At 71.9% G+C, this 13894-nt stretch carries 12 protein-coding genes; 7 read left to right on the forward strand and 5 right to left on the reverse strand.

Features of this window, described 5'->3' with window-relative positions; genetic code table 11:
• Window positions 1–162: 162 nt before the first annotated feature.
• Together ABIA38_RS40995 and ABIA38_RS41000 are read left to right on the forward strand one after the other, a co-directional pair.
• Entirely contained in the window at window positions 163–1455 is a 1293-nt protein-coding gene (locus ABIA38_RS40995) for a sensor histidine kinase (RefSeq protein ID WP_424644086.1), read from the forward strand.
• Window positions 1443–2087: a response regulator gene (locus ABIA38_RS41000; RefSeq protein ID WP_424644087.1), complete on the forward strand. Its 645-nt coding sequence runs from the start codon at window positions 1443–1445 to the stop codon at window positions 2085–2087. Before ABIA38_RS40995 ends, ABIA38_RS41000 begins: the two co-directional genes overlap by 13 nt.
• 68 nt (window positions 2088–2155) lie before the next feature.
• Here the strand turns inward: ABIA38_RS41000 and ABIA38_RS41005 are convergent, their stop codons facing one another.
• From ABIA38_RS41005 to ABIA38_RS41025, 5 genes are all read right to left on the reverse strand, one after another.
• Window positions 2156–3136 (reverse strand): fumarylacetoacetate hydrolase family protein, encoded by a 981-nt coding sequence (locus ABIA38_RS41005; protein WP_424644088.1) that lies wholly within the window; start codon window positions 3134–3136, stop codon window positions 2156–2158.
• A gap of 80 nt (window positions 3137–3216) precedes the next feature.
• Window positions 3217–3870, reverse strand: coding sequence for a CoA transferase subunit B (locus ABIA38_RS41010; RefSeq protein WP_424644089.1), 654 nt, complete (start codon window positions 3868–3870; stop codon window positions 3217–3219).
• Window positions 3870–4652, reverse strand: a complete 783-nt coding sequence (locus tag ABIA38_RS41015; protein ID WP_424644090.1) for a CoA transferase subunit A — start codon at window positions 4650–4652, stop codon at window positions 3870–3872. The genes ABIA38_RS41010 and ABIA38_RS41015 overlap by 1 nt, the downstream gene beginning before the upstream one ends.
• A gap of 440 nt (window positions 4653–5092) precedes the next feature.
• Complete coding sequence (locus ABIA38_RS41020; RefSeq protein ID WP_424644091.1) at window positions 5093–6028, reverse strand: MBL fold metallo-hydrolase; 936 nt, start codon at window positions 6026–6028, stop codon at window positions 5093–5095.
• 139 nt (window positions 6029–6167) lie between these two features.
• Window positions 6168–6707, reverse strand: a complete 540-nt coding sequence (locus tag ABIA38_RS41025) for a TIGR03086 family metal-binding protein (protein WP_424644092.1) — start codon at window positions 6705–6707, stop codon at window positions 6168–6170.
• Window positions 6708–6893: 186 nt separating this feature from the next.
• On the opposite strand from ABIA38_RS41025, the gene ABIA38_RS41030 reads away from it, so the two are divergent.
• From ABIA38_RS41030 to ABIA38_RS41050, 5 genes are all read left to right on the forward strand, one after another.
• Entirely contained in the window at window positions 6894–7610 is a 717-nt protein-coding gene (locus tag ABIA38_RS41030; RefSeq protein WP_424644093.1) for a DsbA family oxidoreductase, read from the forward strand.
• Window positions 7607–8827 carry an MFS transporter gene (locus tag ABIA38_RS41035; protein WP_424644094.1) on the forward strand — a complete coding sequence of 407 codons (1221 nt, stop codon included), beginning with the start codon at window positions 7607–7609 and terminating at the stop codon, window positions 8825–8827. The genes ABIA38_RS41030 and ABIA38_RS41035 overlap by 4 nt, the downstream gene beginning before the upstream one ends.
• Window positions 8828–9535: 708 nt before the next feature.
• Entirely contained in the window at window positions 9536–12148 is a 2613-nt protein-coding gene (locus ABIA38_RS41040; RefSeq protein ID WP_424644095.1) for a nitrate- and nitrite sensing domain-containing protein, read from the forward strand.
• The gene (locus tag ABIA38_RS41045) at window positions 12145–12570 is read left to right on the forward strand and encodes a roadblock/LC7 domain-containing protein (protein ID WP_424644096.1); all 426 of its coding nucleotides are present in this window, start codon (window positions 12145–12147) and stop codon (window positions 12568–12570) included. Before ABIA38_RS41040 ends, ABIA38_RS41045 begins: the two co-directional genes overlap by 4 nt.
• A gap of 83 nt (window positions 12571–12653) precedes the next feature.
• Entirely contained in the window at window positions 12654–13868 is a 1215-nt protein-coding gene (locus ABIA38_RS41050) for an ABC transporter substrate-binding protein (RefSeq protein ID WP_424644097.1), read from the forward strand.
• The last annotated feature ends 26 nt before the right edge of the window (window positions 13869–13894 follow it).

Here is a 13894-nt window from a genome sequence, read left to right on the forward strand (position 1 = left end):
AACGTAGAATCCGGAGGCGGCCCGTGGGCAGCCCGCCCACGCCCGTTCCGATGGTGGTGCGCGTACCACCATCGGAACACCCACGCCCCGGCTGCCGGTCGGACGAGGCGACGGCGACCATGGCAACGGCAACGATGAACCGGCCCCGGAAGGAGGTGCCCCGTGTCCCCGCCCCCTCCTGCTCCACCCTCCACCGCGTTCCACCGACTCCCCGCCCGCCTCCATGGCGAACTCCAGGCCCTCCCCACCCGACTACGCCGACTCGCGCAGGCCGCCGGCACCGGGCTGGTTGCCCTGCTCGCCCTGCCCGTGCTCGTCCTGGTCGCCGCGCTTTGCCTCGTGGGCATCGGCATCCCCCTGCTGTTCCCGGCGCTGCGTGGGGTGCGCGCGCTGGCCGGGATCGAGCGTCGGCGGGTCGGCGCGGTCCTCGGCGGCCCGCCCGTGCCGGAGCGCTATCGCCCGCTCGACGGGTCCGGGCCCGCCCGCGCGCGGATCGCCCTCACCGACCGGGCCGGCCTGCGCGATCTGTGCTGGCTGCCGGTACACGCGCTGACCGGGCTCGGCGCCGGCGCGCTCGGCCTGGGCCTGACCCTGGCCGCGGTCAATGAACTCACCATGCCGCTGTGGTGGTGGGCCATTCCGGGCCAGCCGCCCTCCGGCGTCGGCTTCGCCGTCGACTCGTGGCCCAGGGCGGCGGCGATGCTCCCGATCGGCGTGCTGGTCGCCGCGCTCGCCGCCACCCTGGTACCGGTCCTGCTCGACGGCCAGGCGCGGCTGACCCGCCCGCTGCTCACTCCACCCGCGGGTCGGTCGGTCGCCGAGCGGCTGGCCGAGGTGACCGCGAGCCGGGCCGCCGCGCTGGACGCGCACGCCGCCGAACTGCGGCGGATCGAGCGGGACTTGCACGACGGTACGCAAAACCGCCTGCTCGCCGTGGTGATGCATCTGGGGCTGATCGAGCGGAGCCTGGAACGCGATCCGGCGCAGGCCCTCCCGCTGGTGTTGCGCGCCCGGCGGGCCGCGACCGACGCGCTGGACGAGTTGCGCGAGGCAGTCCGCGGCATCTATCCGCCGATCCTGGACGAACGCGGCCTGGACGGCGCCGCCGCCGCGCTGGCCGCGCGCTGCCCGGTGCCCTGCGTCGTGGACACCGCCGGATTGGGCCGGGCGCCGGCCGCCGTGGAGACCGCCGCGTACTTCATCGTCGCCGAGGCGTTGAACAATGTGGCCAAGCACAGCGGCGCCGAACACGTCACGGTCCGGCTGGCACACAGGGAGGACACGCTGGTGATCGAGGTCGAGGACGACGGGCGCGGCGGCGCGGACGAACACGCGGGCGGTGGCGGCCTGCTGGGCATCCGGCGGCGCGCGGCGGCGCTGGACGGCGTGGTGACGATGACCAGCCCGGCGGGCGGGCCGACCCGGCTGCGGGCGGAGTTGCCGTGCGGGTGGTGATCGCCGAGGACGACGCGCTGCTGCGCGAGGGGCTCACGCTGATCCTGGCCGGCGAGGGTTTCGAGGTGGCCGAGGCGGTGGACAACGGTACGGACTTCCTGGCCGCCGTGGCCAGGCATGCCCCCGACGTCACGATCGTCGACGTCCGGCTGCCACCGGACTTCCGGGACGAGGGGTTGCGCGCCGCGATCGAGGCCCGGCGGCGCCGACCGGGGTTGCCCGTACTGGTGTTGTCGGCCTATGTCGAGGACCGCTACGCGGCCGAGTTGCTCGCCGACGGGCGCGGGGCCACCGGCTATCTGCTCAAGCAACGGGTGGGCGACGTGGGCGAGTTCGCCGACGCGCTGCGCCGGGTGGCGGCGGGCGGCACGGTGATGGATCCGGAGGTGGTGGCCCAACTCCTGGTCCGCCGCCGCTCCGACGATCCGCTGCGCGAACTCACCCCGCGCGAACGTGAGGTGCTCGGGCTGATGGCGGAGGGTCGGTCGAATCTCGACATCGGCCGGCTCCTGGTGATCACCGAGGGCGCGGTCAACAAGCACATCCGCAACATCTTCGCCAAGCTCGGTCTGGCCCCCGACGACACGGGACACCGGCGGGTGCTCGCGGTACTCGCGTACCTGAACGGCTGACCACCGGGACGTCGTGGGCAAGTGCCGCCGGCCGGGCGGGTGATCGCCCGGCCGGCAGCACCCGCCCGCTACGCGTCGAAGGCGTCCCGGCGGGTGCGCGGGCGCTTGCGTGCGGCCGGGATCGGCTGCGGTGCGGCGCCCTCGACCACCGTGTTGCTCAGCGTGCCGATCCCCTCGACCGTGAGCACGACCGTGTCACCGGGTTGCAGCGACGGCAACTCCCGGCCCCGGCCCCACAGTTCGCCCAGGCAACCACCGTTGCCGCAGGTGCCGGTGCCCAATACGTCGCCCGGGCGGATCCAGGTGCCGCGCGACGCGTAGGCGACCAGTTCGGCGGGCGGCCAGCCCATGTTGACCAGCGAGTCCCGGCCGACCTCGACTCCGTTGACCGACGCGCGCAGCGCCACGTCCAGGAAGCCGTCCGCGTCCCGATACCGGTCGAACTCGTCGGCCGTCACCAGCCACGGGCCGAGCGTGGTCGCGCTGTCCTTGCCCTTGCACGGGCCCAGGCCGACTCGCATCTCGCGGGCCTGGAGGTCGCGCGCGGACCAGTCGTTGAAGATCGTGTAGCCGATGATGTGCTCGGCCGCCTGCTCCACCGTCAGGTCCTTGCCCGCGCGGCCGACCACGATGCCGACCTCCAACTCGAAGTCGAGTACGGCCGACCCCGGCGGCATCGGTACCGGGTCGCCGGCGCCGATGATCGCGTAGGGGTTGGTGAAGTAGAAGGTGGGCAGCTCGTACCACTCCGACACCACGGTCGCGTCCGGTCCCTGGACGGTTTTCATGGCCCCCTCGACGTGCTCCTCGAACGCGATGAAGTCGCGTACGGTGGGCGGCTGGAGCGGCGGCAGGAGCCGTACGTCGGCAACCGGCACCGCGGGCTCCGCCAACGCCCGCTCACCCGCCGCGCGCAGTGCCTCGGCGCCGCGCTCGATCAGGCCGAGCAACGTCTCGCCCACCGGCAGCGGATGTACGACGGTGTCGCCGGCGGCGGCCACCACTCCGCAACGGGTCGAACCGGCCAGCTCAAAGGTGGCGAACTTCATGCCGAGCACTCCTTGTTCCGGAACCGCCAAATGATCATGGCCAAATGATCACACCGACGACCGGAACGGGTGCGGCCGGCCTAACCGGTGGGCGAGTCGGCGGCGACGGGCAGCAGCTTCGCGCCGGTCTTCGCCCGCACCTCGTCCGCACCGACCCCCGGGGCCGTCTCGACCAGGACCAGGCCGCGGTCCGTCACGTCGAGCACCGCCAGATCGGTGATGATCCGCTGGACGCAGCGCTTGCCGGTGAGCGGCAGCGAGCACTCGTCGACGATCTTGAACTCGCCCGTCCGGGTCACGTGTTCCATCAGTACGAGCACCCGACGGGCGCCGTGTACGAGGTCCATCGCGCCGCCCATGCCCTTGATCATCTTGCCGGGCACGGTCCAGTTGGCCAGGTCGCCGGCCGCACTCACCTGCATCGCGCCCAGGATCGCGGTGTCGATGTGGCCGCCTCGGATCATCCCGAAGGACAGCGCCGAGTCGAAGAAGGAGGCGCCCGGCAGCACCGTGACGGTCTCCTTGCCGGCGTTGATCAGATCGGCGTCCACCTCGGCCTCGGTGGGATACGGTCCCACCCCCAGCAGCCCGTTCTCCGACTGGAGCACCACGTGCACCCCGGCCGGGACGTGGTTCGGCACCAGGGTGGGCAGCCCGATCCCGAGGTTCACGTAGGAGCCGTCGATCAGCTCGGCCGCCGCCCGCGCGGCCATCTCGTCCCTGCTCCAGGCCATCAGTCGTGCACCGTCCCGCGCGCCGAGGGCACGCTGATCGTGGTCTTCTCGATCTGCTTCTCGGCCACCTGGGCCGCGGTCAGCGCCACCACGCGCTGCACGAACACCCCGGGCAAATGCACGGCGTCCGGGTCGAGTTCACCCGGTTCGACCAGTTCCTCGACCTCGGCCACGGTGATCCGGCCGGCCATCGCCACGAGCGGGTTGAAGTTGCGCGCCGACTTGTCGAAGACCAGATTCCCGTGCCGATCGCCGCGGGCGGCCCGAACCAGCGCGAAGTCGGTGGTGATCGATTCCTCCAGGAGGTATTCGACCCCGCCGAAGGTACGCACCTCCTTCTTCGGCGATGCCACCACCACGTTGCCCGCCGCGTCGTAGCGCCACGGCAATCCACCGTCGGCCACCTGCGTACCGACCCCGGCCGGGGTGAAGAACGCCGGTATGCCACACCCGCCGGCCCGCAGCCGCTCGGCCAACGTCCCCTGAGGAGTCAGCTCGAGCTCGATCTCCCCCGACAAGTATTGCCGGGCGAACTCCTTGTTCTCCCCCACGTAGCTGCCGGTGGCGCGGGAGATCCGGCCGGCATGCAGCAGGATCCCCAGCCCCCACCGATCCACCCCGCAGTTGTTCGACACGACCCGCAAATCGCCGGCCCCCTGCGCGTACAACGCCTGGATCAACACGGCCGGAATCCCACAGAGCCCGAACCCCCCGACCGCGATCGAGGCCCCATCCGGAATATCGGCCACCGCGGCCCCGGCCGCCCCCACCACCTTGTCCATCCCGCCTCCACTCCCAACCACCAACCCACCGTCCCCCGAAGCTACGCACCCACCCCCACGCCCGACCGGCCACCTTCCACCCACCGGAAGCCCCAAAAACGCCAAAGCGCCGGCCGGACTGCAAACGCAGCCCAACCGGCGCACAAAGCCGAGCAACCCGACCGGCCTCAAGCCGCAGCCGGCCGAGCCAATCAGCCTGACCGCAACCAACCGCCAAGCCCAGCCGATCAGCGCGACCGCAGCAAAAATCCAGCCCGGCCGGCGTTTGAGGCCAAGTAGCCCGGCCGGCGCTTGAGGCCACCTCGGCCGGAGGCCGGGTCAAACCAGCCCACTCGGGCGCGCTTGAGGCCACCTCGGCCGAAGGCCGGGTCAACCAGCCCGGCCGGCGTTTGAGGCCAAAACCAGCCCGGCCGGCGATTGAGGCCACCCCACCCGCGACATCACGCGTAGCAGCTGAGCGGCTTCCCGTCGTTGAACGTCACCATGTCCCCGAGCGCAGCGTAAACGTCGATCGCGCCGGCCCGCTCCACCCCCGCCAACTCCGCGTACGCGCGATGCAGGTTGCCCACGATCCGCTCCGAGTCGGACAGCGCCGCGTACTCGCCGAGGTCCGTCTCCCGCGCCAGGCTCAGCGGGTCCAGGCCCGCCTCGTGCCCCTTGCGAGCCGTCTCGAGGAGGAAGTTGGTGTACCCGATCGCGTAGTCGATCTGCTCCGGCCCGCACACCTCGCCGTGCCCGGGAACGAGCGTCGTGGCGCCCAACTCCTTGATCCGCTCCAGCACTTCCAGGTAGCCGCTCGGCGAGCCCATCAGCAGGAACGGCGTACCGCCGTTGAAGATCAGGTCGCCCGTGTACAGGACGCCCTGTTCCTCCAGCCACACCACCGAGTCGTTCGAGGTGTGCGCCGGCCCGAAGTGCCGTACCTGCGCCCGCAGCTCGCCCGCGTACACGGTGACGCTGTCGGTGAAGGTCAGGAACGGCGGCACCGCGCGGACGCCACCCCACCCGACGCCCGGCCAGATCGACTCGACCTCCATTATCCCGAGGTTGAGTATCTCGGTGCGGGTGTTCTCGTGCGCGACGATCGTGGCCGAGTCGAACAGGTAGTTCCCGTTCGTGTGGTCACCGTGATGGTGCGTGTTGATCAGTGTGCGCACCGGTGCGTCGGTGTGCTTGGCGATGGTTTCCTGGAACGTCCGGGTGCGGGCCTCGGTGGCGCAACCGTCGATCGCGACGACGCCTTCCGGACCGACCAGGAAGCCGGTGTTGTTGATCCACCAGGTGCCGTCCGGCTGGATGTACGCGTAGGCGCCGTCGGCCACCTCCTGGACGCGAGGCGGGTCCATCCGGCCGTGATCGTGCTGCGACGTGCTCATCGATACTCCCGATCGACTGGGGGTGTGCGTTGACGTGCTTACACCGCCGACCACCCTCGGCGCAGCCTGACGACCCGTCAGTTGCCGCTTCCGTGGCGGCTTGCCCGGGATGTCCCGGGCCGGTTGGGCGCTTTGGGGGTCAGTTCACCGGGCGGCCGGTGAACGCCGCCAACCGGTCCGCGGCCGGCGCGTCGGCGGCGACCGGCTGCTCCGGGCCGAACGCCCGCCCGGGCCCGCGCGCCGCGTCCGGGAGGGTCTCGCGCATCCCGTCGAGCAGCGTCTCGGCGAGTTCGGGGTCCAGGTCGGTCGGCTCGCCCAGCGCCCGGGCCAGGTCCCACGCGTGCACGAAGATGTCGCCGGTGGCCAGTCCGAGCAGGAAACCGCCGGTCCGCTCGCCGAACGGGGTCTTGATCGAGGCGGCCACCCGCTCGGGGGTGAAGGTGGCGAGGATCGTCTCCACCACCGCCTCGAAGTCCTCCCGGGGGTCCTCGGAGACCGGCTCGCTCGGCCCGGTCAGCGCCGCGGCCAGGCCGCGTTGCGCACCGGTGATGTGCGCGAGCAGGCCGCGTACGTCCCACTGGTCGCACGGACAGGACAGCGCCAACTGCTCCTCGCCGACCTCGGCGAGCAGCGGGCGAAAGGCCTCGACGGCGCGCCGGTACTGGGCTATCTGGTCCACGGAGGGCTCCTCGGGATGGTGACGCCGCGCCGACGCGGCGTGCTTCCGGGTGACGAACGACGGGCGCCGTCAGGCTATGCCCGGGCGCGGGCCGGCGATACGGTCGGTTGGGGAATGGGGTCGGCTGCCCCGATGTTGTTCGACTCCGGTGCGTCCGCCGCCGTGACCATGGGAGCTGGAGAGCAAGTGAAGGTCGAGATTTACAGCGATATCGCGTGCCCGTGGTGCTATGTCGGCAAGCGGCGCTTCGAGCGCGCGCTCGCGGCGTTCCCCGGTGCCGAGGACATCGAGGTCACGTACCGCCCCTTCGAACTGGACCCGAGCACGCCGCAGCAGCCCGCGCCGCTGCGCGAGCGACTCGCCGCCAAGTTCGGCGCGGCCGAGCTGGAGGGGATGAACGCGCGGCTGGTCGAGGTGGGCGCCGGCGAGGGCATCACGTTCGACCTCGACAACGCGCTGTCCGCGAACACGCTGACCGCACACCGGGTGTTGTGGCTCGCGCTGACCGAATACGGCCCGGCGGCGCAGGCCGCGCTCAAGGATCGCCTCCTCGCGGCGTACTTCACCGAGGGGGAGAATGTCGCCGACCACGCCCGGCTGACCGAGTTCGCGGTCGAGGCCGGTCTGGACCGGGATCGGGTGGTCGCCTTCCTCGCCTCCGCCGAGGGCGTCGAGGAGGTCCGGCGCGAGATCGCCGGGGCCCGGGAGATCGGCGTCACGGCGGTGCCGACGTTCGTGTTCGAGGGCAAGTGGGCCGTGCAGGGTGCCCAGGAGGCGTCCACGTTCCTGCAGGTGTTGGCACAGGTCCGGGACCAGGTACGGGAGCAGCACACCGCGTCGTCCGCGCCGACCGCGGCGGCCGGTGACGACGACGCGTGCGCCGACGGTTCCTGCGCGGTGTGAGCGCGCCCGGGGAAGCCACCGGGCAGCTGTCCGCCGAGCGGCTGCGCCGGGCGCGCTACGCGGCGCTGTTCGTCTTCTTCGCGTTCAGCGCGGCGGTCGCCGACTTCCTCGCCCGGATCCCGCAGTTCAAGGAGGATCTCGACCTCGACGACGCGCAGTTGGGGCTGGCCCTGCTCGGCTCGCCGGTGGGTGCGCTGGTGGCGGTCCAGCTCGCCGGGACCGCCGCCGGACGGTGGGGCAGCAAGCGGGTCGCGCGGGTGTCGGTGACCGGCGGGTGTCTGGCGCTGTTCCTGCCCGCGTTCGCCTGGGATCTGCCCTCGCTCGCGGTGGGGTTGTTGGTGCTGGGCGCGCTGATGGGTTTCACCGACGTCGCGGCGAACGCACAGGGGGTGGCGATCGAGCAGCAGTTGCGCCGACCGATCATGAACAGCCTGCACGGCGGCTACAGCCTCGGCGGGCTGTTCGGCGCGTTGGTCGGCTCCGGTGCGGCGGCGCTCGGCGTCACACCCCGGGTGCATCTGTCGGTGATGGCGGGGGTGCTCGCGGTCGCGGTGTGGGCGGGCTCGCGGGCGCTGCTGGGCGCCGCGGACGATCCGCACGTGCGCGAACCGGTGTCGGCGGCCGATCCGGATCGAGCGGCGGCGCCGGCCGAGGGTGGTCTGGTCCGGCTGCTCGCGGGTTATCGCGCGGTGGTGTTGCTCGCGCTGATCGGGCTGTGCTCGTTCGTCGGCGAGGGGGCGGTCGCCGACTGGAGCGGGGTGCATCTGCGCGAGACGTTGGACAGTTCGGCGGGCGTCGCCGGGTTGGGCTTCGCGGGCATGTCGGTGGCCATGTCGGTGGGCCGGTTCGCGGGTGATCGGGTCGTCGAACGGTTCGGGCCGGTCCGGGTGTTGCGGGTGGGCGCGCTGATCGCCGCGCTGGGCATGACCCTCGCGCTGGTCACCCCGTGGCCGGCGGTGTCGGTGCTCGGCTTCACGCTGTTCGGCGTCGGGGTGGCCCCGGTCGCTCCGGTGACGTTCAGCGCGGCGGGGAACACCCCCGGCGTACCGGCGGCCTGGGCCATCTCGCGGGTGACCGGCATCGCCTATCTCGGGCTGCTCGCGGGCCCGCCGGTGATCGGCTTCATCGCCCACCGCACCGGCCTGACCACGGCGTTGGCGATCCCGGCGGTACTGGTGGCGATCATCGCCCTGACCGCGGGCGCGGTCCGCCGCTGAGCCGTCCCGGCGCGGGGCGCGCGGGGTCGGCCGGGGCGCGGACCCGAGCGAGGCCCGGCACCGGCCCCGAGCTCGAACCCGGGCCCGGTCCGTCCCGGTTCGACCGTGATCCGCCCCCCGAGGAGGTCGCGTCGGTCACCCACCCGCCGGCCCCGGCGGCGGCGATCGGCACGGCGACCAAGAAAGCCGGGGCGCGTCGACGCAGGATGCGACTTCTCCCATATCGGTTCGCCGGGGTCGGCCGCGCCCGGTCCGGGCAGCCGAAGGCGACGATCCGGTTGGCCGACGTGCGGTCAAAACGGAGGGCAACGATCCGGTAAATCCCAACGAATGGTTGGCAAACGGGCATCGCCCGGTGGGTGTCGAAATACGGATATAGCGAACCGACGACGGATCACGAAGGGCAAATCGCTCGATATCCGGACCTGTATCGCCGTGACCCACAATCCGATTTGCTTCGCACCGTTAATTTACGCGCGTCAACATTCGGTAGCGTATGTGCGCTGACAAGGTCCTTACCCACCGGGCACTGCGAGCACACGTGCGAATGCCGCTAGGCTCTGCCCGTCGTGCACGGAATAGGACGCGATCCGCGTCACCGAAAGCGCAAGACCGGAAAGTGCGAATCATCGGGAAAATGACGTACTTGACAAGCGGAATACTCGACTCCGTATCCCTGCCTCTCCCCACCTCGGCACCCACCTGGTGGTGGACAAACTGAACATCACTCGGAAACTCGTCCTGCTCGTCGCCGTGCCGCTCACCGTGATGGTGGGCTCCGCGGGACTCGCCGTGTCCACCACGGTCGGCGAGGCCCTCGACGCGGACAACCTGCGCTCGCTGACCAAGGTGTCGGCCGAGGCGGGCGAGCTCACGCACCGGTTGCAGAGCGAACGCGCCGCCGCGTCGGCGGTGCTGTGGCCCGAAGCCGGCCCCGGCGCCCTGGCGGCCTACCACCAGCGCACCGCCGCGACGGACGAGAGCGCCGCGCGCTACCGCAAGGCGCGCAAGGACCTCGGCTCGATCCCCGGCAACACGAAGGAACGGTTGCGCCGGCTGGACGCGGGCCTCGGGGAGCTGACCGCGCTGCGCGTGCAGGTCCAGGCGCCCAAGGGCACCTCGCTGACCGCCGTCATCTTCCGCTACCGCATCCTGATCGCCAGCGCGCTCGACTACCGCGACAGCGTCGCCCAGGCCGGCGGCGCGGGACCGGACAACTCGGACCGGCTGCGCTCCGCCGCCGCACTGTCCCACGCCACCGAGTGGCTGGGCCAGCAACAGACGGCGGTACTGCGCGCGTTGGCCGCCAAGAAGATCTCGGCGGCCCAGCAGCAGGACATCCTGGTCACCCGGACCGGCTACGACGAGAGCGAGGCGTCCTTCACCTCCCTCGGCGACCCGGAGTGGTTGGACTGGCTGGAACAGGCCCAGACCGGCCCGGAGATCCTCGCCGTCCACCAGCTCGAGGACACCGTGGCCCGGGCCAAGGTGGACATGCCCGTCCCGATCGCCGACGACGCGTGGACCAAGGCGACCGCGGACCGGATCGCCCGGATCAGCGACGTGGAACGCCGCGTGGACGCCGCCGTGTTGTCCGCGGTCGGCGACGAACGCGACTCGCGCCGCTGGTGGGCGATCGGCCAGGCCGCCGCGGTGCTCTTCGCGCTGGCCGCCGCCGTACTCCTGGTGTTGCGGCTCGGCCGACCGATGACCCGCGAACTGCTGCGGCTGCGCGACACCGCGCACGAGGTGGCCTACACCGGTCTGCCGGAAGCGGTCGCCAAGCTGCAACAGGGCCGGGCCCTGGACGGCGCGACCGCCGACGAGATCGCCGAACGCGCCGGCCAACCCATCGAGGTGCGCGGCAAGGACGAGATCGCCGAGGTGAGCTCGGCGTTCAACACCGTCTTCACCTCCGCCGTGCGAATCGCCGCCGAACAGGCGGTGCTTCGCGCCGGTATCGCGACCGTGCTGGTCGCCCTGGCCCGCCGCAACCAGCGGCTCACCGACGGCCTGGTCAAGGTCCTCGACGAGGCCGAGGCGCACGAGCACGATCCGGACCGGCTCAAGCGGCTGTACGCGCTCGACCACCTGGTCCAGCGCATGGGTCGCAACAACACCTCGCTGCTCGTACTCGGCGGCGAGGGCACCGCGCGCGTGCGCGAGGACGCCCTGCTCCTGGACGTCGCACGCGCGGCCATCGGCCGCATCGAGCGGTTCACCCGGGTGGACCCGGGCGCGGTGGACCCGCGCATCCTGATCGCCGGGCGGGCCCGCGACGACGTCGCGCACCTGCTCGCCGAACTGCTGGACAACGCGACCAAGTTCAGCCGGCCGGAGACCTGGGTGGTACTCCAGGCCAACCGGCGCGGCGAGGGCGCGGTACTGACCGTGACCGACGACGGCGTGGGGATCACCCCCGAGCGGTTGGCCGCGTTCAACGAACGACTGTCCGCTCCCGCCCAGTTGGACGTGCACGCGGTGCGCACGATGGGTCTGACCGTGGCCGGTCACCTCTCCTCGCGCTACGGCATCACGGTCACCCTGAAGCCGGGTCCGCAGGGCGGCACCGTCGCCGAGGTGGACCTGCCCGAGTCGGTCGTGGTCTTCCGCGATCGCCCCGGCCGGCACCGGGGCACGCCCAAGCCCGAGGTCGCCCCACTGCCGGCGGCCCCCGGTCGCCCGGCGCTGGACGTCGGCGTGCGCGCCGGCGGCCACCCGGACCCCGGTCCGTTCGAGCCGGTGGGCGACGTGTTCCGGCCGGCCAAGCCGCAGGAGCCGAGCCGGCCGCAACCGGCGATCCCGCCGCAGCCGACTCGGCCGCAGCAGCCGACCCGACCGGAACAACCGGTCAGCGACGCGAACGCGCCGGGTCCGCGCGAGCCCGCACCCTCGGGTCTGCGCTTCACCGGCGCCCGCCCTCCGGTGCCCACCCCGCCGGCCCCGCCCACCCTCGCCCCGCCCGCGGCCGTCCCGCCGCGTGCGGTCGAACCCGCCGGGCGCCCGGCACAACCGTTGCCGACGCGCTCGGGTGCGGAGTCGGCGCCGGAGGAGGGTCGCACCACCAACACGGGCCTGCCGCTGCGGGTCCGCCGGGACACCCCGACCGTGCATCCGGGCACACCGCCGGCGCCCGCCGCACCGCTGGTCGGCTCCCCCGGGACGCCCGCCCGGGCGAACACCACGCCGGACCGTCGCGACGCCCGCCAGGTGTCCGCGGCGATGTCCGCCTTCGCGCAGGGCATCGGGCACAGCCGGGCCCGCCGCGCCCCCTCGCCCCGTCCCGACGGCGGCGAACCGGATCCCAAGGAGAGATCGTGACCCACCCCTCCGCAGCCGATCTCAGCTGGCTGCTCAACGATTTCGCCACCCGGGTGCCCGAGGTGCTGCACGCCGTCGCGGTGTCCGCGGACGGTCTCGTGGTGGCCAACACCAGCTCGCTGCCGCAGGACCGCGCCGACCAGCTCGGCGCGGTCGCGTCCGGCCTGGTCAGCCTGCTCGCGGGCGCCGCTCGCCTGTTCGGCACCGACCCGGTGGCCAGCAACCTGACCGAGATGAACGGCGCGTTCATGTTCTCCATGCAGGTCAGCGACGGCGCCTCGCTGTTGGTGTTGGCCTCGCGCGAGTGCGACATCGGTCAGGTCTCGTTCGAGATGGCCGAGCTGATCAACCAGGTCGGCCCGGCGCTGACCCCCGCCGCCCGCGAGCGTTTCCTGCACGTACAACGCGGCGCGCTGGGCTGACCGACGCGGCTCGTGTCCCTCCCGACGCGGCCCATTTCGACTGCCCGACAGCTGTACCCCCCGTACCGACCCTGGAGCACGACATGACCCCGGCAAGTCCCATATCCCGACGCTCGTTCCGCATCGGCGCGGCCGGCCTGCTGGCCGGCGCGCTCACCTTCACCGCCGCGTGCAGCGGCAGCGCGGCGGACGACAAGAAGGGCGGCTCGTCCTCGGGCACGCTCAAGATCGGCCTGACGATCCCGCTGACCGGCGTCTACGCCGCGCTCGGCCCGGACCTGAAGAACGGCTTCCAGAGCTACCTGGACCAGCACGACGGCAAGCTCGGTGGGCACAAGGTCGAACTGGTGATCACCGACGAGGGCGACGGCCCGCCGACCTCGGTGCCCTCGGTGACCAAGCTGATCAAGCAGGACAAGGTCACCGCGGTGGTCGGCCTGTCCAACGCGGCCTCGTTGGCGGCGAACGTGCGCCAGGTCACCGACGCCAAGGTGCCGATGATCGGCGCCGTCGGTCGCCCCGGCAAGATCGACCCGCTGGACTACGTGTGGCACACCAGCTACCTCTCCGAGGAGCCGGGCGTGGCGGCGGCGCCGTACATCAAGGAGGCCGTGCAGGGCCCGGTCTACGCGATCGGCCCGGACTACCAGGGTGGTTACGACCAGCTGGGCGGCTTCACCAAGACGTTCGACCAGCTCGGCGGCAAGCTGGCGAACCCGGACGGCAAGACCAAGTGGACCCCGTTCCCGGCGACCACCAACTTCCAGCCGTACTTCACCGAGATCAAGAACTCCGGTGCCAAGGCGGTCTACACGTTCTACGCGGGCACCGCGGCGGTGAACTTCGTCAAGCAGTACAAGCAGTCCGACATCAAGGACATCCCGCTCTACGCGGCGGGCTTCCTGACCGAGGGCGCGGTGCTCGACAGCGAGGGTGAGGCGGCCAAGGGCGTGTTCACCTCGCTCAACTACACGCCCACGCTGGACGCGCCGGCCAACCGCGCGTTCGTCGCCGCCTACCAGGCGAAGTACCAATCCCTGCCGACGATGATGTCCGCGACCATGTTCGACGCCGCCGCCGTGCTGGACAAGGCGATCGCCGCCGCGGGCGACAAGGTCACCCCGGAGGCGGTCAACGCCGCCATCGCCAAGACCGGCAAGGTGGACAGCCCGCGCGGGCCCTGGGAGTTCAACCCGACCACGCACGCCCCGGTGCAGAAGTGGTACCTGCGTGAGGTGCGCCAGGACGGCACCGCGCTGAGCAACGTCATGGTCCGCGAACTCGGCACGCTCGGCTAGCGGCGGACTCGGAGCGAAAGGGAGCG

The organism is Embleya sp. AB8 (assembly GCF_049739465.1).
Classification (GTDB): Bacteria; Actinomycetota; Actinomycetes; order Streptomycetales; family Streptomycetaceae; genus Embleya.